A 24,883-nucleotide genomic window follows, 5' to 3' on the forward strand; every position below is an offset into this window, starting at 1 on the left:
CGTAGACGAAGGTGCTGACAACCGCTTGACCGGCAGGAGAGTCCGACCCGTGGGCTGACCTCGCAATCAGAACCGTGCCTGGCTTAAAATCGCTGCCACATCTGTGCGGTGAGCGGCAGAGGCGGGGGTAATGAGGTTCGGACTGCTGGGGCCGTTGGAAGTAATCGTCGAGGACCAACCGATCCCCCTGACGGGCGGGATTCCCAAGGCCGTCCTCGGCGTGCTCCTGGCTGACGCGAATCGGGTCGTGAGCATCGGGGTCCTCGCCGACCGGATCTGGCAGGGCGATCCGCCGGCCGCCGCCGTGGCGTCCGTGCACAACCACGTGATGCGCCTGCGCAGACAGCTCGGGCCGCAGGCCGGGCCGAGGATCCGCACCGCCCCGCCGGGCTACGTCATCGACGTCGCCGACGACGAGCTCGACGTCTCCCTGTTCCAGGACGCCTGCCGCAAGGGCCGCCGAGCCCTCGGCGACGAGGACTGGAAGCGGGCCCGCGACGAGTTCGCCGCCGCGCTGGACCTGTGGCGCGGCGAACCGGGCGCCGGGCTCACGGACGGCGTCATCCCGCCGACTGCCGCCCAACCGCTGCGCGAGCTGCGCTGGGCGGCCTACGACGGCCGGATCCAGGCCGATCTCCAGCTCGGCCGGCACCACGAGATCCTGCCGGATCTGCGGACGCTCACCGCCGAGAACCCGCTCGCCGAAGACTTCCACGCGAAGCTGATGCTCGCGTTGTACCGGGGCGGACGCCAGGCCGACGCCCTGCACGCCTACGGCGACCTTCGCAAAACCCTGATCGCCGAGCTCGGCGTCGAACCCTCGGCGCGGGTGCGCGAGCTGCACCAGCGCATCCTCACCAACGATCCCCGCCTGGAACTTCGCGCTGAGAGCGAGCTTGCGCCGGCGGGGAAGACCGCACCCGGGAGCCCGCCGGACCGCACTCCACAGCCGGTGATAGCCCAGCTCCCCGCCGCCGTCGCGGACTTCTCCGGACGCCAGGAGGAGGTCGCCGCCCTGGCCGAGGTCTTCGCCGCCGACACCGGTCCGGGCCAGATCGCGATCGCCGCCGTGACCGGCAGCGGCGGCCTGGGCAAGACCACGCTGGCCGTCCGGGTCGCCCACCTGCTGGCCCCCGGGTTCCCCGACGGACAGTTCTTCGCCGACCTGCACGGCGCCGACCAGGTCCCGCGCGATCCGGCCGAGGTGCTGTTCCAGTGGCTCGTCGCCCTGGGTGACCCGCCGCGCGAGGTGGCCCCCGACCTCGACTCCCGGGCCGCCCGCTTCCGCAGCCTGACCTACGGCCGACGCTACCTCGTCGTCCTGGACAACGCCGCCGGCTCCGCGCAGGCCCGGCCGCTCCTGCCCGCCTCGGAGACCAGCGGCGTGCTGATCACCAGCCGGAACCGGCTGAGCCAGCTGCCCGGCTGCACCACCCTGGACCTCACGCCGCTGCGCGCCGACGCGGCGCAGTCGCTGTTGGAACGGATCGTCGGCACCGAACGCCTCGGTGCGGAGGCGGCCGCGGCCGACGACCTCCTCCAGGCCTGCGGCGGCCTGCCGCTGGCGCTGCGCATCGTCGGCGCCCGGCTGGCCGCCCGCCAGTCCTGGACAATCACCTCCTTCGCGGCTCGTCTGCGCGACGAGCGCTACCGCCTCGACGAACTCGCCATCGGCGACACCGCCGTCCGGTCCGTCTTCCAGACCAGCTACGCGAGCCTCGCCGACCGCGACGGCGCCGAGCTGGCCCGCGCCTTCCGGCTGCTGGGCCTGATCCCCGGCCCCGACTTCGGCCCGCACGCGGTGGCCGCGTTGATCGACCGGCCGCTGCGGCAGGCCGAGCAGCTGGTGGAGAAGCTGGTCGACGCGAATCTGCTGGAGGCGCCCGCGTTCGGGCGGTACCGCTTCCACGACCTGATCAAGTCCTACGCGCACGAACTCGTCGAGCAGGAGGACTCCGCTGAAGAACGGCGCGCGGCCCGGACGCGGCTTGCCGGCTGGTACCTCTACGCGGACCTGCAAGCCCTGAACCAGCTGAACACCCACAGGCCCACGGTGGACATCAGCCAGGCCGAGTGGTGCGAGCCCGCGATCGGGTTCGCCGACGCCGCACAGGCCACGGCCTGGTACGAGGCCGAGTACCCGGCCCTGCTGAAGGTCCAGGAGATGGCCGCGGACGAACAGCTGGGAGCCGTGGCCTGGTTGATACCCCGTGTCACCTACCCCTTCATGCGTCTTCGAGGCCTGATGGCGGACATCACCCGGATCACCCGGCTGGGCCTGGCCGCCGCCGAGGCCGCGGGGGACCTGGTCGGCCAGGCCCGGCTGCTCAACACCCTCGGCGGCCGGCTGGAAGCGGAGGGCCGGATCGAGGAGTCGCTCGCGGCGGCCGACAAGGCGCAGAGCATCTTCGAGGCGCTGGGGGACCTGGCAGGCCAGGCCCTGGCCCTGGTCAACATGGGCGACACGTTGTGCAATCACGGCCGGGTGGACGAGTCGTACGAGTACTACCAGCGTGCCCTGCTCCTGTACGAGGGCACGGGCCGAGTCGAGGAAACGGCCCTGACGCTCAACAACCTGGCTTACGCCTACGACGTCGGCGGACGGTTCCAGGACGCGATCGACACCGCGACGGAGGCGGTCGGGTGGAGTCGCGTGAAGTCGGTCAGCCCGGACACGCTGGGCAGCCTGGTGGACACCCTCGGCATGGCCTGTTTCCACCAGGGCGATTTCGACGCGGCGGCAGACTGGCTGCGACAGGCCGTCGACGCGTACGTGGAAGCCGGGGACACCGCGCTCGGCGCCGACACCCTCGACCACTACGGCGACGTTCTCCAAGCCGCAGGCCGCCCAGCCGAGGCGCAGGCGGCGTGGAAGGAGTCGCTGGACTGGTTCGACGGCGCCGGTGACAGCGACAGGGCCGAGGAGATCCGGGCGAAATTGAACGCGTTGGTGGGGCCGTAGCCGCAGCACTCGGCAAATGGGACAGCCGTGCCCTTGCCGGTTCGCTACACGGCGGCAGGAGCACGGCTGTCAGCTGATCAGATCAGGCTCACCCGTTGGTGCTGAGGAACGCCTGGGTGCTGCCCAGCGCCACTAGGGTGCTGCTCGGCGCGGCGGCGAGCTCCGACAGGACCCCGCTCGCGCTCGGCACGGCGACGTTGCTCCACGCGGTCCCGTCCCAGTGCTGGAGGGCCGGGTTGGCGGTGCCGGGCTGGAAGCCGAGCGCCCAGGCGTCGGTCGGCGACAGCGCGGCGACGCTGGACAGGCCCTGCGGCGTCGCGGTGCCGGCCGGGGAGGCCGCCACGGTCCAGGCCGTGCCGTCCCAGTGCTCGATGAGCTGGTTGCGCGGCGCGTGCCGGCCGAAGCCAGTGACCGTGCCGACCGCCCAGACGTCCTTCGCCGAGGTGGCCGCCAGTCCGTTGACCGCCACCTGGTTGACGCTGACGCCGTTGAGCGTCGTGAACTGCGGCGTCGGGATCACGTTCCACGCCGTGCCGTCCCAGTGCTCGACGACAGCGGTCTGCGATCCCGAGTTGGACGCCACCCACACGTCCGACGCCGAGTTCGCGACGATCGCGTTCCAGGACGGGACGCTGTGCTGGATCCCGTTGGAGGTGTACGAGTCGGGGTTGGGCACGATGCTCCACGCCGTGCCGTTGAAGTGCTCGATCAGGCCCACGAAGCCGCCGGCCGAGGAGTCGAAGTGTTCGCCGGCCGCCCAGACGTCGCTCGGGGAGGTCGCGGCGACCACGTTCAGGGTCTCCTGGCTGCTGGTGGCCGCCTTGCCGCCGGGCGCGGTGGCCCAGCGCGTGCCGTTCCACTGTTCGAGCAGCGCCGAGTAGCTCCCGGCGGTGTTCTGGCTGTAGCCGACGGCCCAGGCGTCGGACGGCGAGACGTTCGCGACACCGTTCAGGATGTCGACGTTTCCGGTCGGGTCGGGCGTCGGCGTGACCCGCCACGCGATGCCGTTCCAGTGCTCGGCCTGCGTGGCGATGACCGTGTTCGAGTTCAGATAGTCGACGCCGACGGCCCAGGCGTCAGAAGCCGATTTCGGGGAGATGGACATCAGCTGCATGGTGCCGGTGTTCACCGGCGGTATCGAGGTGAAGGTCGTGTCGGCTCCTGCCGCCTGCGCCGTCATGGGACTCATGACGAGAACCGCGGCGATGCTGAACCCGGTTACGGCCCCTGTCAGGGCACCTAGTCTTCTCATCGTGCCGATCCTTCCGATCGTCAGATGCCGCTGCGCGCCATCCGATGCGGACGGCGCTCTGGCACGACCGACACGGCAGTGGTGCCTGTGAGGTTCGACGGACTCGTGGGATCGGGCGAGATTTGGCGTGAAAGCCACGGTGCCGGGCGGGTTTGACGACATCACGCGCTTTACCCTCCCTTGGTTTCCAGCGACAGGGTATTCGGCCACTCTCCCTTATAAGCCTGCTGCGATGGGCGCCACCCCCACGTGAAAGGGAACATGATGGCAATATCCGGATACCGGGTCGGCTTGGCATGCCTCGCCGCCGGCAGCTCGGTGCTTCTCGCCGTGACCCTGGCCGGCCCCGCCTCGGCCGCCACCTCGTCGCACATATCGCAGATATCGCACGCCTCGCACGCCTCGCACACCAAATCCCCGGCGACCTTCCCGCACTACAACCACGCGTGGCCCGGCAACCGCAAGGTGCACGACGACCAGATCTGGGGCGGGTACGCGGATACCGGCAACCAGTTCACCTCGATCAGCGGCTCGTGGACGGTGCCCACGCTGGACTGCTCGTCGGTCTCGGACAGCTCGGTGTCGCCGTGGATCGGCATCGACGGTTACGGCACCAGCACGGTCGAGCAGATCGGTTTCGACCAGGACTGTCAGGGCGGGGTGGCCGGCTACTACCCGTGGGTCGAGATGTATCCGGCGGACTCGGTGTACTTCACGGAGACTGTCAACGCCGGCGACCAGATCACGGCTTCGGTGTCGGTGAACGGTAGCTCGTGGACGCTAACCGAGAGCGACACGACGCAGGGGTGGTCGAAGACGTTCACCGAGACCGGGGACGACCAGCTCGGCTCGGCCGAGGCGATCGTGGAGGACTTGGGGAACGGGATCGGGCCGGTGGCGCCGTTCGGGTCGGTCACGTTCACCGACCTCGTCGCCAACGGGCAGCCCCTGGACCAGGCCGGTACGGTCAACTCCACCGACATCGAGCGCGGCAGCACGCCGCTGACGCAGAACTCGCCGTTGTCCAACGGGAGTTTCACCATCAGCTGGCTGGGTTCTTGACCTCTGCCCCTGCCTGCATCCCTGTCTCGCCTCGGTGCCCGGGCCGTGTCCTCATCACGGAACGGGCCGGAGGCGGCAGGCCGGCAGGCGGGCAGCCGGGCAGCCGGGCGAGGTCGGCGGCTAGGCTGATCACCATGGCTGTGTCGCTTCGCGAGATCACCGAGGATAATCGCGACGCCGCCTTGGCACTTCGCGTGGCGCCGGAGCAGGAACGGTTCGTCGGTTCGGTGCGCGGCGCGTTGGCGGATGCCGTTGAGTATCCGCATGCGCGACCGTGGTTCCGAGCCGTCTACGCCGACGAGGAGCCGGTCGGGTTCGTGATGCTGAGCTGGAACGTGGAACCGCGGCCCCCGGACGTCATCGGACCTTGGTTCCTGTGGAAACTCCTCGTGGACCAGCGATATCAGGGTCGCGGCCATGGCGCCGAGACGGTGCGACAGGTCGCGAACCTCGTCCGTGCCGAGGGCGCGACCGAGCTGCTGACCAGCTATGTGCCGCTGAACGGCGGGCCGGCCGGGTTCTACCGGCGGCTCGGGTTCGTGCCGACCGGCGACCTGGACGGCAACGGCGAGGTCATCGTCCGCCTCGTACTGCGGCGTCAGGATCCCGGGGTCACCCTCGGCCCGGATGCTGATCAGCGCGCGGGCTGAGATACGGCCACGACGCGTCGCTCACCCCGCGAGCCGATCTCCATCATCCGTCCGCCGGTAGACAACCCGCCGCCCGACCCGCGTGCCTTCGATCAGCCCCGCCTCGCGCAGCACGGTGATGTGGCCGCCGGCCGTGCCCAGCGAGACCTCCAGCGTCGTCGCGAGCTCCGTGGTCGTCGCCGGGCGGCTCAGCTCCAGCAGGATCCGTGCTCGCACCGGGCCGATCAGGCGCTCCAGTGCGCGTACCCGGTCGTCCGCCGGGTCGCCGCCGCGTACGGCGACGCCGCGCGCCGGGTACACCAGGGCGTAGCTGTCGGGTGGGACCTCGCAGAGCCAGGTGCCGCTTGAGAGGGTGACCGGGACGAACTGCATGCCCTCGGGACCGACGATGCGGTCAGCCATCGGTCGGTGGCTGAAGCGGATCGCGTCGTCACCGACCCATTCGCTGCGCTTGTTCATGGTGCCCAGTGCGTTGGACCATCCGTAGACCGCCACCAGGCCGGCGCGGTAGGTCACCTCGCGTTCCAGCAGCGCGCGGCGGCGTGGCCAGTCGGGCAGGACGTGGTCGCGCCAGACCGTGTCCAGCAGCCGCGCGCAGCGCTCGGCCCAGCCGGTGCCCTCCAGCCAGTCCAGGCCGCCGGCGATGTCGGTGTGCTGGTCGCTCGCTTCAAGTTGCGCACGCACCTCCGCGTCCGTGAAGCGGCGGACGGCGTCGAGCTCCTGCGCCAACGTCGTACGCATACCGCCGGGCGGCGGCAGGGCGACGAAGTCCGGCAGCCAGCTCGCCGTGATCAGCAGGCGCACCAGCCCGGCCGTGAACCGGTCCGACGCCACGCGCGCGCGGAACGTCGCGGCGTGCCGCTCGTGCCACGACGCCAGCCACGGGTCGGTGCACGGCTTCGCCAGCATCCGCATCGCGCCGAACGTCTCGGCCAGCGGCGACAGGGCGAAGCGCGACCTGGACAGGGCCCGCGGCGACAAGCGCAAGAGCGTCATCTTTCGCCTCCATCCGAAGGGTTAGCATTCCACATCCCCGCGCTCGGACACTCGCGGCCATGCCCGAAAGCCCTGCCGGGGAGCCCCGGCTTCCACTTCCACTGGAACAAAACGCCCAGCCCCCGCACCGCCTCCTCCGCCGCCCCGACTTCCGCGCCTTCTTCACCGGCCAGACCGTCTCCCTCCTCGGCACCTCGATGTCCCCGGTGGCCCTGGCCTTCGCCGTCCTCAACGCCTCGCACGACAAGGCCGGCGACCTCGGCGTCGTCCTCACCGCGCACATGATCCCGATGCTCGTCTTCCTCCTCGTCGGCGGCGCGACCGCCGACCGCTTCGCCCGGCGTACCGTCCTGGTCTGGGCGAACCTCGGCTCCGGCCTGACTCAGGGCGCCGTCGCCGCGCTCCTGCTCACCGGCCACTACTCGCTGGTTGTGGTGGCCCTGCTCGAACTCCTCAACGGCGTCCTGGCCGCCTTCACCACCCCGGCCCTGCGCGGATTCGTCCCCGAACTCGTCGAGCGCCACCAGATCCAGCAGGCCAACGCGCTGCTCAGCTCCATGCGCAACGCCATGAAGATCTTCGGCCCCAGCCTGTCGGGCGTCCTCGTCGTCGCGATCGGCAGCGGCCCCGCCATCGCCTTCGACGCGGCCACCTATCTGTTCGCGGCCGTCTGCCTGCGGATGTTGTCCCTGACCAGCCACCCGAAGAAGGCGAAGAAGGAGACGAACATCCTGGCCGACATCCGCGAGGGCTGGCGCCAGTTCGTCGGCTTCCGCTGGGTCTGGACGGTCTCGGCGACCTTCTGCCTGATGAACCTGGTCCAGACCGGCACCTGGCAGATCCTCGGCCCAGAACTGACCAGGAAGACCAGCGGCGCCGCCGCCTGGGGCTTCGTCCTCAGCGCCCGCGGCGCCGGCCTGCTGGTCATGAGCACGCTCCTGACCAGGCTGGCCGTCCGCCACTTCCTGGCCCTGGGCCAGCTCATGAGCGTGCTCATCGCCATCCCCCTGCTGGTCCTCGGCGCCGGCCTGCACGCCCCGTACCTGATCGCCGCCGCCTTCGTCGCCGGCCTCGGCTCGGCCGTCGCGAGCGTCAGCTGGGACACATCGCTGCAGGAACACGTCCCGCCGACCGCGCTCTCCCGCGTGTGCTCCTTCGACGATCTGCTCTCCTACGCGGCGATTCCCGTCGGACAGCTCAGCGTCGGCCCCCTCGCGTCAGCGTTCGGCGGCTTCCGCGTCGCCACCGTCGCAGGGATCATCTACGTGGCCGCAGCCTTCTTCCCGCTGGCATTCAGATCCGTGCGGCTCCTACCGCACGGTGGTCCCGGCGGGTTCGTCGAGCAGAGCGAGATCGGCGCGAGTGGGCAGCCCCTCCCAGTCACCGGCGGTGGCGACGGAGAACGCGCCCACGGCGACAGCGCGGCGCAGCCGCTGCTCAACGGGCAACCCGTCGAGCAGACCTGACAGATAGCCGGCGACGAACGCGTCACCGGCGCCGACGACATCGACCACCGGCACCGAGTGTGCGGGCACTGACACGGTGCCGCCGTCGGCCGTGGTCACGCCGGCCCCGTCGCCGCCTCGCGTGACGACCACCTCGCGAGCCGCGTGCGTCGCAGAGGTGGGCGCCACCAGATGCAGTTCATCGCTGGAAGCAATGAGTACATCAGCAAGCTCAGCCAACGGAAGCAGCACCTCGCGTGCACGCTCCGGCGACCACAACCGCGATCGATAGTTGACATCGAAACTGACCGTCACGCCCAGCTCACGCGCACGCCGAGCCGCGACCAGCACCGTCTCAGCAGCACTCGGGCTGAGCGCAGGCGTGATACCGGTCAGATGCAGCACCCGCGTCCCGCCCTCCAACGCCGCCAGCACGTCGCCGGGCTCCAGCGCCGATCCGGCCGAACCCGCCCGGTGGTAGTCCACACGGATCAGGCTCCCGACCCGATGCTCCCGAGTCATCAGCCCGGTCGGGCGACCGTTCGGATCCACGCGCGCGTAGGTGACATCGACGCCTTCAGCGCGAAGCGTACGCAGAACCAGTTCGCCCACCCCGTCGTCGCCGACCCGACCAACCCAACCGGCACGATGTCCCAGCCGAACCAGCCCGATCGCGACAGTCGATTCCGCACCCGCCGCCGACAACGTCATGGCCGAACCGAGCCGAATGGGCCCGGCGGCACGCAACGCGCCCATGGTCTCGCCGATGGTCAGAAAGTCCACCCCAGCCGCAGACGTCATAGCCGTCATCCGCCGACCGCCGAGACCGCCGAAACCGCCTCGGCCATGCCGGCCCGCCAGGCAGCCGCACGCCGCCGCAGCTCAGCCACGTCGCCGCCCTTCGCCGCATCGCCAATCAGCGGCGATCCGACGCCGACCGCCACCGCGCCGACCGCCAGATACTCCCGAGCCGTATCCAGATCGACCCCGCCGACCGGCACGAATGGCGTCGCCGGAAACGGATCCCGCAAAGCCCTGAGATACCGCGGCCCACCGACCGACGCCGGAAAGAGCTTCACCGCGTCAGCACCGAATTCGCCCGCTGCGATGACCTCACTCGGCGTCAGAGCCCCGACGAACATCGGCAGCCCGGTCGCCGGTCCGTCCCGCAGATCAGCGCTGAGCCCCGGCGTCACCAGAAACCCAGCGCCCGCATCAGCAGCGCGCCTCGCGTCCTCAGCGGTGACCACCGTTCCGGCCCCGAGATCGGCCTCGGCACCGAGCTCAACCCGTGCATGTTCGATCACCCACAAGGCATCCGGTGTCGTCAAGGACACCTCGACCGTGCTCAGCCCTTCCTCGGCCAGCACCAACACGGTCCGCAGCGCGGCATCGCGGTCCGTGCCCCGCACGATGGCCAGGGTCCGAAACGGTATTTCGGTCAGATCCATGGGAATCCTCACCATTCCGCGAACGACCCGTCCTCATGAAGCCACACCGGATTCCGCCACCGATGCCCGGTCTCATCGGCCCGCCGCACCGCCGCCTCATCGATCTCGATCCCGAGCCCCGGTCCGGTCAGCCGCGCGATGTGGCCGTCCCGCACCCGCAGCGGCTCGGGGTCGAGCAAGTAGTCGAACATCTCGTTGCCCTTGTTGTAGTGCAACCCCAGGCTCTGTTCCTGGATCAGGAAGTTTGGCGTGGCGAAGTCCAACTGCAGACTCGCCGCCAGCGCGATCGGCCCCAGCGGGCAGTGCGGAGCCATCGCGACGTCGTACGTCTCCGCCGCCGCCGCGATCCGGCGCAGCTCGGAGATCCCGCCGGCGTGCGAGACGTCGGGCTGCGCCACGGCTATGCCGCTCGGCAGCACGTCCCGGAAGTCCCACCGCGAATACAGCCGTTCGCCGACCGCCAGCGGCACGCCCGAGGACTCGGCCAGCGAACGCAGGTCCCGACTGTGCTCGGGAAGCACGGGCTCCTCGACGAACAACGGCTGCAAGGGTTCGAGCATCCGCAGCAGCCGCCGCGACATCGCCGCCGACATCCGGCCGTGGAAGTCCACTACCACGTCGCGATCCGGCCCCAGCGCCTCGCGCACCGCCGCGACCCGCGCGACGACCTCCTCGGTCCGCGCTGGGGTGTCGATGTGCCGCATCTGCGCCGAGCCGTTCATCTTCACCGCCGTGAACCCGGCCTCGACCTGCTCGGAGGCCAGCTCCGCGACCTGCGTCGGCTGGTCGCCGCCGATCCACGCGTACACCCGGGCCCGCTCGCGCACCGGCCCGCCGAGCAGCTGGTGCACCGGCACCCCGTACGCCTTCCCGGCCAGGTCCCACAACGCCTGATCGATCCCTGCGACCGCCGAGGACAGCACCGGGCCGCCCCGGTAGAAACCGCCCTTGGTCAGCACCTGCCAGTGGTGCTCCAGGCGCAGCGGGTCCTCGCCGAGCAAATATCCGGACAGCTCGGCCACGGCCGCGCGGACCGTCTCCGCGCGCCCCTCGACCACCGGCTCGCCCCAGCCGGCCAGGCCATCGTCGGTGCCGACGCGCAGGAACAGCCAGCGCGGCGCGACCAGGAACGTCTCCACTGATGTGATCTTCATGCGGTCTCTTCCCGGTCTGGTGAGCCGATCAGCTGCCGCAGGTCGGCGACGGCCTTGGCGAGCAGTTCCTCGACGGCGCGCGCCGCCGCCTCGGGGTCCCGCGCGGCGATCGCGTCGACCACCGCGCGGTGCGCCGGTACGGCGTCGTCGGCCCCGTGCTCGGCGCCGTGGTCCGCGCCGTGCACGAAGCTGTCGCGCACCCGCAGGCCGGCCTCGATGACCACTTCCATCCCGGTGAGCAGCTCGTTGTGCGCGGCGGCCAGCAGGGCCCGGTGAAAGGCCAGGTCGGCCTCGACGGTCGCCGGGACGTCGCCGTCGGCGGCCTCCATCTGCTCGATCGCCTCGACCAGCGCGGCCAGGTCCTCCTCGGTGCGCCGGCGCGCCGCCAGCCGCGCGCCGGCCGGTTCGACGATCGCGCGGACCTCGGCCAGGTCGTCCAGGAAGCCCTCGTCCGGCACCCCCTGCCCGCGCCAGCGCAGCACGTCGGCGTCCAGCAGGTTCCAGTCGGCGCGCGGCCGGACGAAGGTGCCGCGTTTCTGCCGCGAGTCGATGAGGCCCTTGGAAGCCAGGACGCGCAGCGCCTCGCGCACCACGGTCTTGCTGACTCCGAGCTCTGCCTCGATCCGGTCGGGGTACAGCAGGTCGCCGGGGGCGTTGTCGCCGCGCACGATCCGCTCGCCGATCACGTCGACGGCCTGACCGTGCAGGCCGCGTACGTGCACACTCATACTGGGAAACCCTTCCGCTGCCCGGCACTCACTTCGCCGGTGGCTGTCATGACGAAGCCTTGACGACCGACCAGCCACCGTCCACGACCAGGTTCGCGCCGGTCACGAAGGAGGCGTCGGTCGAGGCCAGGAACGCGACCGCCGCGGCCACCTCCTCAGGGCGCCCGAAACGTCCGGCGACAGTCTCCGCGACGCTGGCGGCGCGGCCCTCGGCGTCGACCCGGTCCCACGCCGCGGTCAGGATCGGGCCCGGCAGGACCGTGTTGACCCGGATCCGCGGGCCGTACTCGACGGCCAGCTGCCGGCCCAGCGCGCACAGCGCGCCCTTGGCCGCGGCGTAGGCCGGATGGCCGGGCAGGCCGATCAGCGCGTGCACTGAGGAGGTGAGCACGATCGAACCCTGATTCTCCCCGAGTGTCCCGGCGAAGGCGCGCACTCCGAGCCAGGCGGCTTTCAGGTTCACGCCGAGTTGTCCGTCCCACTCGGCCTCGCTCAGCTCGTGCGCCGGCTTGACCACGACCCGGTAGGCGTTGCTGTGCAGCACGTCGAGCCGCTTGTAACGAGCGTGTACATGTTCTGCCAACGCGTCCCACATGGCGGCGCTCGCGACGTCTCCGGACCAGTACTCGGCCCGGCCGCCGGCTTCGAGAATCTCCGTCGCCGTGTTGATCTCCTGGACCACCGCGCGGCCCGCGTCGTCGGCGACGTCGACGGCGATCACGGCCGCACCCTCGGCGGCCAGGCGCCGGGCGGTGGCCGCGCCGATGCCGCCGGCCGCACCGGTGACCACGGCGACCCGGTCGGTGAAGCGGCGACAGGTCTGTTCGTTCACGGGGCCACCCTACCGAAGAGAATTAATAATGCAATAATCTTGACGCACGTCGATGGGACTCCTACATTCGCTCCACGAGCGGAGCCTCCGCTCATCAGGCATCTCCTCGCCTCATCGGAGTGAGAACATGAACCTCGCGCGTGTCCGCGGCTCGGCCGCAGTGCTCGGCGTGGCGGTGGCGCTGTGTGCGACCGCCTGCTCGACCGGCAAGTCCACCACGGCGGCGGCCTCCTCCGGCGCCCCGGTCACCGGCAAGATCACCCTGACGTACCTGCAGAAGCAGGGCGACCAGCAGTACTTCATCGACGAGGCGAACGGCGCCAAGGCCAAGGCCGCCGCGCTCGGGGTCGACGTGAAGGTGGTGAACCTCGGGGACGACGCCAACCAGACGGTCAGCGACGTGCAGGCCGCCGTCGCGCAGAAGAGCAGCGGCCTGATCATCGTGCCGCCGGACCCCTCGGTCGGCCCGCAGGTCGTGCAGCTGGCCAAGGACGCCGGCATCGCGCTGCTGACCTCCGACGACCAGGTGTGCACCTCCGGCCCGAACCCCGCGTCGTGTCCGACGGCGGACCTGGTGCCGCGGGTCGGCTTCAGCGGCACGCAGATGGGCACCGACGTCGGCAAGAAGGCCGCCGACCTGTACGCCAAGGCCGGCTGGAGCGCCGCCGACACCCGCACCATCTCGGCGTGGAAGCAGGACGTGACCGTGTGCACGGATCGCGTCAAGGCCGCGAAGGCCAGCTTCGCCGCCGGTGCCGGCGCGGGCGTGCAGAACATCGACGTCGCCACCGACAACACCCCGACCGGCGCGCAGGACAAGGTCGCCGCGACCATCACCGCCAACCCCGGGGTGAAGCACTGGGTGATCTGGGGCTGCAACGACGAGAACGTCCAGGGCGGTGTCACGGCTCTGCAGAACGCGGGCATCTCGGCGGACAACGTGATCGGCGTCGGCCTCGGCGCGTACCTGGCGTGCAAGGACTGGGGCAGCTCGCAGCCCACCGGCATGAAGGCAGCGCTCTACATCAGTGGCAAGGACATCGGCTCGCTGGCCGTGCAGACCATGTACGACAAGCTCAAGAACGGCAAGGCCTTCCCGCAGGAGGCTGACGCCCCCACGACCATGGTCGACGCCACGACCTGGCAGTCCGCCGGCGTGAAGTGCAGCTGATGCCGGTGGAAAGCACCGACGGCCCCAGCATGCGGGGTACCGGGACCGGACTCGCGGCCGAGGCGATCTCCAAGCGCTTCGGTCCGGTCCGGGCCCTGCGCGACGTCACCGTCGCCTTCCCGGCCGGCCAGGTCACCGCGCTGATGGGGGAGAACGGCGCCGGCAAGTCGACGCTGCTGCGCATCCTCACCGGCGACCAGCGTCCGACCCAGGGCCGGATGTCCCTCGACGGACAGGTCCTGGACCTGCACTCGCCGCAGGACGCGCACCGCGCGGGCGTCCGGCTGATCCCGCAGGAGCCGGAGATCATCCCGCACGTCTCCGTCGCGGAGAACGTCTACGCCGGAGCGCTGCCGCGCCGGGGCCCGCGCGGATTCGACCGCGCGGGGCTCCGCCGACGCGTGCTCGCCGACCTGGAGCGCCTGGGCTTCGCCCAAGCCCTGGACCCGGACCTGCTCGGCTCGCAGCTCACCCCGGCCCAGCGCCAGCTCGTGGAGATCATGCGGGCCCTGACCGGGAGTACGCCGGCGCGCGCCATCGCCTTCGACGAGCCGACGTCGTCGTTGTCCGAGCACGAGGTCGAGGCGCTGTTCGCGCTCATCCGCAGGCTGCGGGACCAGGGCATCGCCGTCATCTACGTCTCGCACCGGATGAAGGAGGTGTTCCAGCTGGCCGACCGTGTCGTGGTGCTGCGCGACGGCGAACTGGCCGGCGCCTCGCCGGCGGCGGACGTCGACGAGACCGCGCTGGTGCGGCTGATGGTCGGGCGCGACCTGTCGCAGCTGTTCGTGCGCGAGCACGCCGCGACCGACCGGGTGGTGCTGGACGTCTCGGACCTGACGACCGCCGACGTCCGCGACATCAGCCTGCGGGTGCACGCCGGCGAGATCGTGGCGCTGGCCGGCCTGATCGGCGCCGGCCGCTCCGAACTCGCGCTGGCCCTGGCCGGCGACATCCCCATCCGGTCCGGCCGGATCCTGATGGACGGCAAGCCGATCCGCCTGCGCGGCCCCCGCGACGCCATCCGCGCCGGCATCGGCCTGGCCCCCGAGGAACGCAAGGCGCAGGCCCTGTTCGCGCAGCGCACCATCCGCGACAACACAACCCTGGTCAGCCTGCACCGCCTGCGCCGCTGGCGCTTCGTCAAGCGCCGCGCCGAGAAGGCCCTGGCCCAGGAGTACGCCGACCGCCTCCGCGTCCGCGCACCCTCCATCGAGGCCGAAGTCAGGACCCTGTCGGGCGGCAACCAGCAGAAGGTGGTCCTGGCCCGCTGGCTGGCCCGCAAGCCGGCACTGCTGATCCTGGACGAGCCGACCCGCGGCGTCGACGTAGGCGCGAAGGCGGAGATCTACCAGATCATCGCCGACCTGGCCACGGCCGGCACCGCGGTGCTGGTGATCTCCTCGGAGCTGCCCGAGGTGCTGGGCCTGGCCGACCGGATCCTGGTGATGCAGAACGGGCGCATCACCGGGGAGCTGGGGCGGGCCGAGGCCTCGGAGGAGAAGATCCTCGCGCTGGCGATGGCTGATGATCTCGGCGGCTCGGCTCCCGATTCCGCCGGCACCTCGGCCAGCGGCAGCAACTCCGGCGGGCAACACAGCTCCGGCGACCCTGCCGAATATCGCAGCTCGCCGCCCGACCCAGCCGCCTCCGCCCCCACCACCCCCGCGCCGATCCGCGAGTCCGCCGGATCCGCCCCGGAAGGCAGTCCCCGATGACCACCACTTCCCCCTCGACACTCGGCCAGCGGGCCGAGGAACCTTCCGCCGCCGCTACTCCCGCGAGCCGCCTCCGCGCCGCCGTCACCCGAGCCGGCGCGCAGAGTCTGGGCCTGATCGCCGCGCTGGCGTTCGTGCTGATCCTGTTCGGCTCGCTCAACTCCAACTACCTGAGTTGGCAGAACATCCAGGTCATCGCTGAGGCGGTGACCATCTCCGGGCTGCTGGCCGTGGTGCAGACCGTGGTCATCATCCTCGGCGCGCTGGACATCTCGGTCGGCTCCCAGGCCGGCCTGGCCTCCGTCACCAGTGCCATGGTGTTCACCAGCGCCGGGTCCAATGCCTTCGCCGGCATCGGCGCGGCCATCGGGATCGGGGCGGTGATCGGCGTGGTCAACGGCGCGATCATCGTCTACGGCCGGGTCAACGCGGTCATCGCCACCCTCGCGGGCCTGGCCGCGTACAAGGGCGTGGCCCAGCTCGTCTCCGACGGACGCGCGCAGGGCTACGTGCTCAACGACAGCATCTTCGTCTTCCTCGGCCGGGGCAAGATCGCCGGGCTGCCGGTCATGGTGTGGCTGCTGCTCGTGGTCGCCGCCGCGGTCCACGTCCTGCTGAAGTACACCGACATCGGCCGCAACATCTACGCCGTCGGCGGTAACGACACCGCCGCCCGCCTGGCCGGCATCAACCTGAACAAGTACATCCTGGCCGTCTACGCGCTCTCCGGCGTCGTGGCCGCGGTCGCCGGCATCCTGCTGACCGCGCGCACCGGCTCCGGGCAGCCGGTCTCCGGCAGCGAAGGGTTGGAGTTGCAGTCGATCACAGCCGCCGCGCTCGGCGGCTGCGCGCTGAAGGGCGGCAAGGGCGGCGTCGGAGGCACGCTGCTGGCCGTGGCCCTGCTCGGAGCCCTGCAGAACGGACTGACCGTCCAGGGCATCAACGCCTTCTGGCAGAACATCGCCCAAGGCGCACTGTTGGTCGTCGCCGTCGTGCTTCAGCAACGGCGCTCTCGCGAACGGGCTGTGGGGTTGCCGGCATGAGACTGATACCGAGATTCATCGCACTGGCCGCATCGGCGGTCCTGATGGCCACGACCGGAACGGCCTGGGCGGTCGCAACGACAACCACCTCCCGACCGTCGTCTCCGGCCGTAGTCCCCATCAACAACCTGGCCCGCACTCCGTATCAGGGCTGGAACACCTACTACGGCCTGGGCTCGACCTTCACCGAGCAAAACATCAAAGACGAGGCCGACGCCCTGGTCAACAAAGGCCTGGCCGCAGCGGGCTACGACTACGTCTGGATCGACGGCGGTTGGTGGAACGGCACCCGAGACGTCTCCGGCACCATCACGGTCAGCGCGAGCCAGTGGCCTGACGGCATGCAGGCCGTCGCCGACTACATCCACGCCCGAGGCCTGAAAGCCGGCATCTACACCGACTCCGGCCTCAACGGCTGCGGCGGCGCGAACCAAGGCAGCTACGGCCGCTACCAGCAGGACGTCAACCAGTTCGCCGCCTGGGGCTACGACGCGGTGAAGGTCGACTTCTGCGGCAGCGAGCAGATGGGCCTGGACCCCGCCACGGTCTACGGCCAGTTCCGCGACGCGCTGCTGAACAACAGCAGCCACCGCCCGATGCTGTTCAACATCTGCAACCCGTTCATCCCCGAGACCGGCGCCGCACCCGGCCGCACCGCCTTCGACTCCTACAAGTTCGGCCCGAGCACCGGCAACTCCTGGCGGACCGACACCGACATCGGCTTCCCGAACAACGTCCAGTACTCCGACGTACTCCGCAACCTGGACGCCGACGCCGCACACCCGGAGGCCGCCGGCCCCGGCCACTGGAACGACCCGGACTACCTGGGCCCGGAGCTCGGCATGACCGACACCGAGGCGCAGTCGCAGTTCTCGATGTGGTCGATCGTCGCGGCCCCGCTGATCATCGGCAGCGACGTCACCAAGCTCTCGGACAACGCGGTCGCGATGCTCACCAACCGCGAGGTGCTGGCCGTGGACCAGGACCCGCTCGGCGTCCAGGGCACCGTGCTGACCGGGGCCACGAACCCCGCCAACACGCAGGTCTGGACCAAGCCGCTGGCCGGCGGCGACGTCGCGGTCGCGCTGCTCAACCGCGGCACGACCCCGCAGACCATCTCCACGACCGCCGCGCAGATCGGCCTGCCGAAGTCCGGCGCCTACGCCCTGCGCGACCTGTGGCAGCACACGACGACCGAGTCGGCGGGCACGATCGCCGCGACCGTCGCCCCGCACGGCGTCGTGCTCCTGCGAGTGTCCCGGCACGGCGACCCGGCCACGATGGCTCCCTCGACGGTGCTGTCCCCGGCGACCCTGACCCCGACCGCGCAGGCTGCGCTTCCCCTGGTGGCTCCCGGCGCCTCCTTCCCGGTCTCGGCCACGTTCACCGACAACGGCCGGCTCCCGGTCCAGGATGTGCTGCTCACGCTCGCCGTCCCGGCGGGCTGGACGGCCACGCCGACTGGCCCGGTGACGGCAAGCCAGCTCAAGAGCGGGCAGTCGATGGCCGCGAGTTGGCAGGTGGCCGCAGCTCCGGGTGCTTTGCCAAGTCCGGAGCAGTTGGCTCTGACGGCGGACTACGGCTGGCAGAGCTCGAACTACGGCGCGCCGAAGCCCTTGCAGATGCTCAGTATCGGTGAATCGACGCAGGTCCAGGTCCCCGCAGCGCCGCCGTCCGGCACCGGCCCGCTGAGCCACCACCCCTGGCTCGACGCGGCGAGCGGCTACCTCGTTCCCCGCGTCGATCGGGAGGACGCCGGCGGCGGTCCGCTGACGATGCACGGCGCCACGTACCCGACCGGCGTCGGCACCGCGTCCGTGTCGACGGTCGACTACTACGTCGGCGGCAACTGCAGCACGCTCAGCGCCACCGTCGGCATCGACGACTCGGCGAACTTCGACCCCACCGGCGGGACGGTCAGCTTCCAGGTCTACGGCGACGGCGCGAAGCTCTACGACAGCGGCCTGGTGACGCGGGCCGCGCCCCAGGCCATGTCCGTGAACCTGGGTTCCGCGAAGGTGATCAGCCTGGTCGTCGGCGACGGCGGCGACGGCACCTACAACGACCGCGCGGACTGGGGCGGTCTGCAGATCACCTGCGGCGCGCCGGTCCCGACGCAGCCCGGCGGGCCCTGGCCGTACTTCGTGCCGACCTCCGCCCTGTCGGCGACGGCCAGCAGCGCCAACAACGGCTACCCGGCGAGCAACGCGGTGGACGGCCAGGTCACGACCCTGTGGCACTCGCAGTTCAGCCCGGTGCACGACCCGCTGCCGATCTCCCTGACGATCGACCTGGGATCCGTGCAGACGGTCACCGGCCTGACCTACCAGCCGCGTCTGGACGGCGACATCACCGGCACGATCACCGGCTACACCGTCGAGGTCAGCAGCGACGGGGTGACCTTCACGAGTGCGGCGTCACCAGGGACCTGGCCGCAGGACGCCACGCTGAAATCCGTTCAGTTCACACCGGTTTCGGCACGTTACGTACGACTGACGGTGACCGCGGGAGCGAACGGCTACGCCTCCGCGGCCGAAGTCGGGGTGGCGGCGCTCCCGGCGGCGTGAGCCGTTCCTGACTGAACACATGCAGCGCGGCCGGTCGAGGACTCTCAGGTTCTCGACCGGTCGCTTTGCGTCGTACCAGCGCTCTTCCTCACCCTGCTCACGGTTGGATCTCAGCTATCTCTCAGCGCGACCCCCCAAGCTCTGCCCATGCACAGGATTGGCGATTGGCTCAATCGGCGGTCGTTCCGATCCCGGATCACCCTTCTGGTCGTGGCGGCGGTGGGGCTGTCGGTCGCCCTGTGCGCCCTGATCAGCTATGTGGCGATCAGCAAGACGATCATGAGCCGGATGGACGGCCAGCTGGAGCAGCGCGCGACCGTCTTCACCGCGATGCCGCTGGAGATGTTCACCCCGGACCGCCTTGACGCCGACTCCAACAGGCAACTGCTGGCCACCTCCGGCTACCAGGAGACCCTGGTCTACGCCGACGGCTCCGCGCACGAGCCCGAGAACCTCAAGTTGCAGCGCATCGGCCCGGACGGCCGGCCGGGGCAGATCCTGGCGACCTACCAGGTGTGGGCCCCTTTCGGACCGCCCGAGGTCGCCGTCGCCGCGCAGCAGAGCGACACCTCGCTCAGGACGATCAACTACAACGGCGTGGACTACCGCGTCTACGCCATCCACAACACCTACAGCAGCGGATCCCCGGACAACCCGCAGCCCTCGGCGCTCGTCTTCTCGACCTCGCTGGCCCAGACCGAGTCGGCGCTGAGGACGATCGCCACGATCTCGGCCGTCGTCGGCCTGCTCGGCATCGCGCTCGCGGCCGCCGCCGGCCTCGCGATCGGGCGCGCGGCGCTGCGGCCGGTCGTGCGGCTCTCGCACGCGACGGAATACATAGCCCGTACCGGGGACCTGGCGCGCCTGCACGTCAAGGGCGACGACGAGATCGCGCAGCTGACGCGCAACTTCAACACCATGCTGGAAGCGCTGGCCCAGTCGCGGGAGCACCAGAAGCGGCTCGTCGCCGACGCCGGACACGAACTGCGCACGCCGCTCACCTCCATCCGCACCAACCTGGACCTGCTCGCGCAGGTCTCGGCCGCGCCCGACGACACCCGCCTGCCGGCCGAGGAACGCGTCGCGCTGCTCAACGACGTGCGCGCGCAGATGGAAGAGCTCTCCATGCTCATCGCAGACCTCGTCGAGCTCTCCCGGGACGACCATCCCTCGCACACGATCGAGCACCTGGACCTGGTCAACGTCATCGAACGCGCTGCCGAGCGGGTGCAGCGCCGGGCGCTCAGCGTCAGCGTGACGTACGACTTCCGCCTGGAGCACTGGTACCTCCAGGGCGACGCCACCGCGCTGGAGCGGATGGTGACCAACCTGCTGGACAACGCGACGAAGTTCTCGCCCGAAGCCGGCACGGTCACCGTCACCCTCGCCGACGGCCTCCTCCAGGTGGCCGACCAGGGTCCGGGCATCGCCGAGGAAGACCTCACGCACGTGTTCGAACGCTTCTACCGCTCGCCGGAGGCGCGCTCCACCCCGGGCTCCGGCCTCGGCCTGGCGATCGTGCAGCACATCGCCACGAACCACGGCGGCCACGTCGCCGCGGCGCGGGCCCCGGGCGGTGGGGCGCTGCTCAGTGTGTGGCTGCCGGGTCGCGCGGCGCGGCTGGAGGAGCCGGTCGCCGCGGGGTGAGCTGGTGTGAGCCGAGGTCCGCCGCCTCCGGTTGACTGTTTGGCAACGCTGTTGATTAACTCGCCCCGTGAGCGAACGAGCTACGAGCGAACGACCGACGAGCGACGAACTGCTCGCCCAAGAAGAGCGCCTGGTCTTCAGCGGCTTCACCCACGACGACGCCTGGGCCCTGGGCTCGCTGCTGGTCGAGCTGGCCCGCGAGCGCGAGCTGCCGGTCGCCGTCGACATCCGCCGGGGCGACCAGCAGCTGTTCCACCACGCGCGGCCCGGCACCAGCCCGGACAACGCGTCGTGGATCGAGCGCAAGACCAACGTCGTGCGCCGCTTCGGCCACAGCTCGCTGCTGGTCGGCCAGCGCCACCGCGACCGCGGGACCACGTTCGAGGCCGCCACCGGCCTGCCCGGCGATACTTACGCGGCGCACGGCGGCTCGTTCCCGATCACCGTCACCGGCGCCGGGATCATCGGGACCGTCACGGTCTCCGGGCTGCCGCAGGTCGAGGACCACAAGCTGGTGGTCGAGGCGGTGCAGCGGTTCCTCGACGGCGGGCACTGATTCTCGGGGTGTATCCCGGGTTGCGGCGCGTCCGGGGGTGTTGTTCATTGGCACCATGCCGGACGTGGATGTCCTGATCGTCGGCGCAGGACCGGTCGGGCTGACCGCCAGGGCGCTGCTCGACCGCTGGGGTGTGCGGACCGTGCTGGTCGAGAAGCACACCGAGCTATCTCCCTTTCCGCGCTCCCGGCTGCTCAACGTCCGGTCGATGGAGATCTTCCGGCAGCTGGGGATCGACCGGACGGTCGCGGCGCGCGCCTTCGCCCCGGAGTACGGCCGGGTCCGCTTCCGTGACTCCTTCACCGGTCCGGACTTCGCCAGCGCGGCGATGATCGGCGTCAACGCGCCGATCCCGGAGAGCCCGGTGATCGGGGCGGTCACGTCCCAGGACCGGCTTGAGCCGACGCTGCTCGACGCGGCGCACGCCCCGATCCGGTTCGGCGTCGAGCTGGCCGGGCTGGCCGAGCTGACCGGGCTGGCCGGGGAGCCGGACGGCGTGCTGGCCTCGTTCGGCGACGGGACGAGCCTTCGCGCGAGCTACGTCCTCGCTGCGGACGGCGCGAACTCCACGGCGCGGGACCTGCTCGGCATCGGCACGGTCGGTCCGGGCGCGCTGGGCTCGACGACCACCGTCATGTTCGAGGCCGATCTGCTGCGGCGCTGCGCCGACGCCCCGGCCGGTGTCTACGTCACCGCGTTCGGATCGATCCTGCCGATGTATCCCGAAGGCGGCTGGGCCTGGTTCGGCCAGGTGCCGGAGGGGGCGGACCACCGCGAGCCGCTGGCCCGCACGCTCGGCGACGGGCTGCCGTTCGAGGTGTCGCGCGTGCAGCGCTGGACCGTCAACGCGTTCGTCGCCGAGCGCTTCCGCAGCGGCCGGGTCCTGCTGGCCGGCGACGCTGCGCACGCCATCCCGCCGGCCGGGGGTCTGGGTATGAACACGGGCGTCGCCGACGTGCACAATCTGTGCTGGAAGCTCGCGGGTGTGGTGCAGGGGTGGGCGCGACCGGGTCTGCTGGACACGTACGAGTCCGAACGGCTGCCGGTCGCGCACCTGACTTTGCGCCAGGCGGTCGCGAACGCGCAGCTGCTGACGCAGGCGCAGCAGAAGCGCGTCGAGCAGCTGGCGTCCGGCGACGCCGACGGGGAGGTCGAGCTTCCCTGGTCGGAGCACTACTTCGCGCAGCTGGGGCTGGTGTTGGGCGTCGCTTACGGGAACGAGGCCGCCGAGCCTGGGACGGACTACGTCCCGAGCACTTCGCCGGGCCACCGGATGCCGCACGTCGATCTCGGGGGCGGCAGGTCCACGGTGGATGCCGTCGGGGAGTGGTTCACGCTGTTCACCGAGAATCCGGCCGCGGCTGACTGGACTGACCGGGCTGACTGGGCTGACCGGGCTGACCGGGCTGAGCTCGGACCGAGTGGTCCGGTGCCGGTGCGGGTGGAGCGGCTGAGCGGCAGCTACGGGACGTTGCTGGTCCGGCCCGACGGGCATATCGGTGCGCGGTGGGACAAGCGGGTGGTCGGCGCCGACGAGCTGTCGCGGGCCCTGGAGACGATCAGTGCGGCAGGTCTCGTGCAGTGAGGGTTCGACCTGACATGCTGAGCGACCGTGGACACCGCTCAGTTCTGGCACCTGGTTGACCAGGCGCGCGACCGCGTTTCAGACCTCGACGACGCCGAGGCCGTCGCGAAGGAGGCCCAGGCGCTGTTCTCGGCGCTTCCGGTAGGGGATATCACTGCTGCCGACCAGGCGTTCTGGCAGCTGATGGCCGACTCGTTCCAGGACTCGCTGTGGGCGGCGGCTTACGTCATCAACGGCGGATGCTCTGACGACGGGTTCGACTATTTCCGGGGCTGGCTGATTCTTCAGGGCCGGGAGCGATTCGAGCAGGCGTTGCGTGATCCCGATTCGCTTGCCACGTGGGCGATTGTCAGGCAGGCGGCGCAGGACGAGTCCGAGCTGGAGTGCGAGTCGGCGCTGGTCATGACGTCGCGGGCGTTCACGGCTGTTACCGGTGGTGAGATGCCGGCGTGCGATGCGATCGTTTACCCCGACGCTGATCCGGATGGGGAGTGGAGTTTTGAGTTCGACGATGCGGATGAGATGAATCGTCGGTTGCCGGGGCTTTCGGCTTTGTACGAATACTGATACTCGTTTACTTGTTTTACTCGTTTAGCCGTTTACTGCTCTCGTTTTCGGGCGCGCGGTGTGCGGTGTGAGGGTTGTGCTGCGGGCTGGGTGCTCGGGTGGCCGAAATCCGTATGACAGTGCGGGCGTCGCTGCCTACAGTCGCCGTATGGCCACCGAATCGTCGAATCCCATCCTCACCTGGCGCCCCGTGGTGGTGGGTGACGCTGCCGCCTGCGCTGCGCTGCTCAACGCGATCGAGGACGTGGACCACTTCGGTGAGTTCTTCGGCGAGGACGATGTCGCCGAGCTGCTCGGGGATCCGGTGCTCGACCTCGCTCGCGGTTCGTTGGGTGCGTTCGACGGGGAGGTGATGGTCGGGTACTTCCTGGCCAAGCACAAGCCGCTGGCGGTGGGGCAGCATCGGGTGATGCTCGAAGGCGGCGTGCATCCGGCGTACCGGCGCCGGGGGATCGGGGCGCGGTTGCTGGCGGAGGGTATTGCGAGCGCGAAGGAGTTGCACGCGATCCACCACCCGGAGCTCTCGCTCGCCGTCGATGCGCAGAACAACGAGCAGAACGCGGGTGCGCTGGCTGCTTATGCTGCCGCGGGTATGGCTCCGATCCGGTGGTATTCGCAGATGGTGCACAACCTCGGCGACGGGGTCGGCGATGGTGGTGGTGATGGTGATGGCGTTGTTGACGCGCCGGTTCCTGCCGGGTTCGTGGTCGAGGAGCACTCCGCCGACAACAGTGACGAGTTTCTTGCGGTTCGCAATGAGGCGTTCGTCGATCATTGGGGCGCGGTTTCGATGCCGGCGGAGCAGTGGCACGGCACGATGGTCGGCTGGCAGTCGTTCCGGCCTGATCTCAGCTTCCTGCTTCGCGATGGCGACACTGGTGCTGCCGCTGGGATGCTCCTGACCCACTCGTGGGACTCGGATACTGAGGCCACTGGTATTCGTGATGCGCACTTTATGCTCATCGGGACTCGCGGCGCCTATCGTAAGCGTGGTGTGGCCAGTGCTTTGATCTCCTGTGCGGAACGCGCCGCCAAGGCCGCCGGCTACGACCAAGCCAGCCTCACCGTCGACTCCGCGAGTCCGACCGGCGCGAACGGTTTGTACGAGCGGGCCGGGTTCGCGGTTACGGGCACTCATGTGCGGTATGCCGTCGAGTTCTGAGACGTTGTTCACCTCAGCTGGTCTCAACTCGCAGTTGTCTTGCATCTGGCCGGTGTCGGTGTCGGTGTTGGCGAGAAGCGGGCGCGGCCGATCACGCGGCGCTTATCCGCTGTACGCGTCTCAGGGGGTCGCGTAGTGGAAGCCCTTTTGTGCGCCGATGCCGTTTGTCGGCAGGTGGCGGTGTGCTCGTGGGTTTACAGGCGATCTTTACGGCTTTGCGCACAGTTTGATGACCTCGCAGGGGACGCAGTTCGGTTGAGTAGTCCTGGCACGGCGTTGCCGCGCCGTCGTGGCGGCGCGAAAATGACCGGTGTGGGTGCTGTCCGTGTCGAGGC

19 protein-coding genes and 1 pseudogene are annotated in these 24,883 nt (G+C 70.2%); 13 read left to right on the forward strand and 7 right to left on the reverse strand.

Features of this window, described 5'->3' with window-relative positions:
- Positions 1–130 precede the first annotated feature (130 nt).
- On the forward strand, positions 131–2,962 hold the full coding sequence (locus tag ABH935_RS44625) for a BTAD domain-containing putative transcriptional regulator (RefSeq protein WP_370384071.1): 2,832 nt from the start codon (positions 131–133) through the stop codon (positions 2,960–2,962).
- Between the two features lie 88 nt (positions 2,963–3,050).
- Here the strand turns inward: ABH935_RS44625 and ABH935_RS44630 are convergent, their stop codons facing one another.
- Entirely contained in the window at positions 3,051–4,151 is a 1,101-nt protein-coding gene (locus ABH935_RS44630; protein ID WP_370384072.1) for a hypothetical protein, read from the reverse strand.
- A gap of 324 nt (positions 4,152–4,475) precedes the next feature.
- On the opposite strand from ABH935_RS44630, the gene ABH935_RS44635 reads away from it, so the two are divergent.
- Entirely contained in the window at positions 4,476–5,276 is an 801-nt protein-coding gene (locus ABH935_RS44635; protein WP_370384073.1) for a G1 family glutamic endopeptidase, read from the forward strand.
- 134 nt (positions 5,277–5,410) lie between these two features.
- Positions 5,411–5,926, forward strand: a complete 516-nt coding sequence (locus ABH935_RS44640; protein ID WP_370384074.1) for a GNAT family N-acetyltransferase — start codon at positions 5,411–5,413, stop codon at positions 5,924–5,926.
- Positions 5,927–5,947: 21 nt separating this feature from the next.
- Here the strand turns inward: ABH935_RS44640 and ABH935_RS44645 are convergent, their stop codons facing one another.
- The gene (locus tag ABH935_RS44645; RefSeq protein ID WP_370384075.1) at positions 5,948–6,922 is read right to left on the reverse strand and encodes a helix-turn-helix domain-containing protein; all 975 of its coding nucleotides are present in this window, start codon (positions 6,920–6,922) and stop codon (positions 5,948–5,950) included.
- Positions 6,923–6,981: 59 nt separating this feature from the next.
- Here ABH935_RS44645 and ABH935_RS44650 point away from each other — a divergent pair.
- A pseudogene (locus tag ABH935_RS44650) lies at positions 6,982–8,199 on the forward strand (MFS transporter); the annotation flags it as partial.
- 33 nt (positions 8,200–8,232) lie between these two features.
- On the opposite strand, the gene ABH935_RS44655 reads toward ABH935_RS44650, so the two are convergent.
- From ABH935_RS44655 to ABH935_RS44675, 5 genes are read right to left on the reverse strand one after another with little or no spacing between them, the layout of a single operon-like run.
- A complete protein-coding gene (locus ABH935_RS44655; RefSeq protein ID WP_370384076.1) occupies positions 8,233–9,177 on the reverse strand; it encodes a sugar kinase in 945 nt (314 codons plus the stop codon).
- A complete protein-coding gene (locus tag ABH935_RS44660; RefSeq protein WP_370384077.1) occupies positions 9,174–9,818 on the reverse strand; it encodes a bifunctional 4-hydroxy-2-oxoglutarate aldolase/2-dehydro-3-deoxy-phosphogluconate aldolase in 645 nt (214 codons plus the stop codon). Before ABH935_RS44660 ends, ABH935_RS44655 begins: the two co-directional genes overlap by 4 nt.
- 8 nt (positions 9,819–9,826) lie before the next feature.
- Positions 9,827–10,972: a galactonate dehydratase gene (dgoD, locus tag ABH935_RS44665; protein ID WP_370384078.1), complete on the reverse strand. Its 1,146-nt coding sequence runs from the start codon at positions 10,970–10,972 to the stop codon at positions 9,827–9,829.
- A complete protein-coding gene (locus ABH935_RS44670) occupies positions 10,969–11,700 on the reverse strand; it encodes a FadR/GntR family transcriptional regulator (protein WP_370384079.1) in 732 nt (243 codons plus the stop codon). The genes dgoD and ABH935_RS44670 overlap by 4 nt, the downstream gene beginning before the upstream one ends.
- Positions 11,701–11,746: 46 nt before the next feature.
- Positions 11,747–12,532 (reverse strand): SDR family NAD(P)-dependent oxidoreductase, encoded by a 786-nt coding sequence (locus tag ABH935_RS44675; protein WP_370384080.1) that lies wholly within the window; start codon positions 12,530–12,532, stop codon positions 11,747–11,749.
- A 127-nt stretch (positions 12,533–12,659) separates the two neighbouring features.
- Between ABH935_RS44675 and ABH935_RS44680 the strand changes: the two genes are divergently transcribed.
- From ABH935_RS44680 to ABH935_RS44720, 9 genes are all read left to right on the forward strand, one after another.
- Positions 12,660–13,703 (forward strand): substrate-binding domain-containing protein, encoded by a 1,044-nt coding sequence (locus ABH935_RS44680; RefSeq protein ID WP_370384081.1) that lies wholly within the window; start codon positions 12,660–12,662, stop codon positions 13,701–13,703.
- Entirely contained in the window at positions 13,703–15,421 is a 1,719-nt protein-coding gene (locus tag ABH935_RS44685; RefSeq protein ID WP_370384082.1) for a sugar ABC transporter ATP-binding protein, read from the forward strand. Before ABH935_RS44680 ends, ABH935_RS44685 begins: the two co-directional genes overlap by 1 nt.
- A complete protein-coding gene (locus ABH935_RS44690; RefSeq protein WP_370384083.1) occupies positions 15,418–16,464 on the forward strand; it encodes an ABC transporter permease in 1,047 nt (348 codons plus the stop codon). Before ABH935_RS44685 ends, ABH935_RS44690 begins: the two co-directional genes overlap by 4 nt.
- On the forward strand, positions 16,461–19,031 hold the full coding sequence (locus ABH935_RS44695) for an NPCBM/NEW2 domain-containing protein (protein ID WP_370384084.1): 2,571 nt from the start codon (positions 16,461–16,463) through the stop codon (positions 19,029–19,031). Before ABH935_RS44690 ends, ABH935_RS44695 begins: the two co-directional genes overlap by 4 nt.
- 210 nt (positions 19,032–19,241) lie before the next feature.
- Positions 19,242–20,678, forward strand: a complete 1,437-nt coding sequence (locus ABH935_RS44700; protein ID WP_370384085.1) for an ATP-binding protein — start codon at positions 19,242–19,244, stop codon at positions 20,676–20,678.
- A gap of 67 nt (positions 20,679–20,745) precedes the next feature.
- A complete protein-coding gene (locus ABH935_RS44705) occupies positions 20,746–21,234 on the forward strand; it encodes a heme-degrading domain-containing protein (RefSeq protein WP_370384086.1) in 489 nt (162 codons plus the stop codon).
- Positions 21,235–21,289: 55 nt separating this feature from the next.
- Positions 21,290–22,819 carry an FAD-dependent monooxygenase gene (locus ABH935_RS44710; protein WP_370384087.1) on the forward strand — a complete coding sequence of 510 codons (1,530 nt, stop codon included), beginning with the start codon at positions 21,290–21,292 and terminating at the stop codon, positions 22,817–22,819.
- Between the two features lie 27 nt (positions 22,820–22,846).
- Positions 22,847–23,386 (forward strand): DUF4240 domain-containing protein, encoded by a 540-nt coding sequence (locus ABH935_RS44715; protein WP_370384088.1) that lies wholly within the window; start codon positions 22,847–22,849, stop codon positions 23,384–23,386.
- A 148-nt stretch (positions 23,387–23,534) separates the two neighbouring features.
- Positions 23,535–24,548 (forward strand): GNAT family N-acetyltransferase, encoded by a 1,014-nt coding sequence (locus ABH935_RS44720; RefSeq protein ID WP_370384089.1) that lies wholly within the window; start codon positions 23,535–23,537, stop codon positions 24,546–24,548.
- The last annotated feature ends 335 nt before the right edge of the window (positions 24,549–24,883 follow it).

The sequence above is a fragment of the Catenulispora sp. GAS73 genome, assembly GCF_041262085.1.
GTDB lineage: Bacteria > Actinomycetota > Actinomycetes > Streptomycetales > Catenulisporaceae > Catenulispora.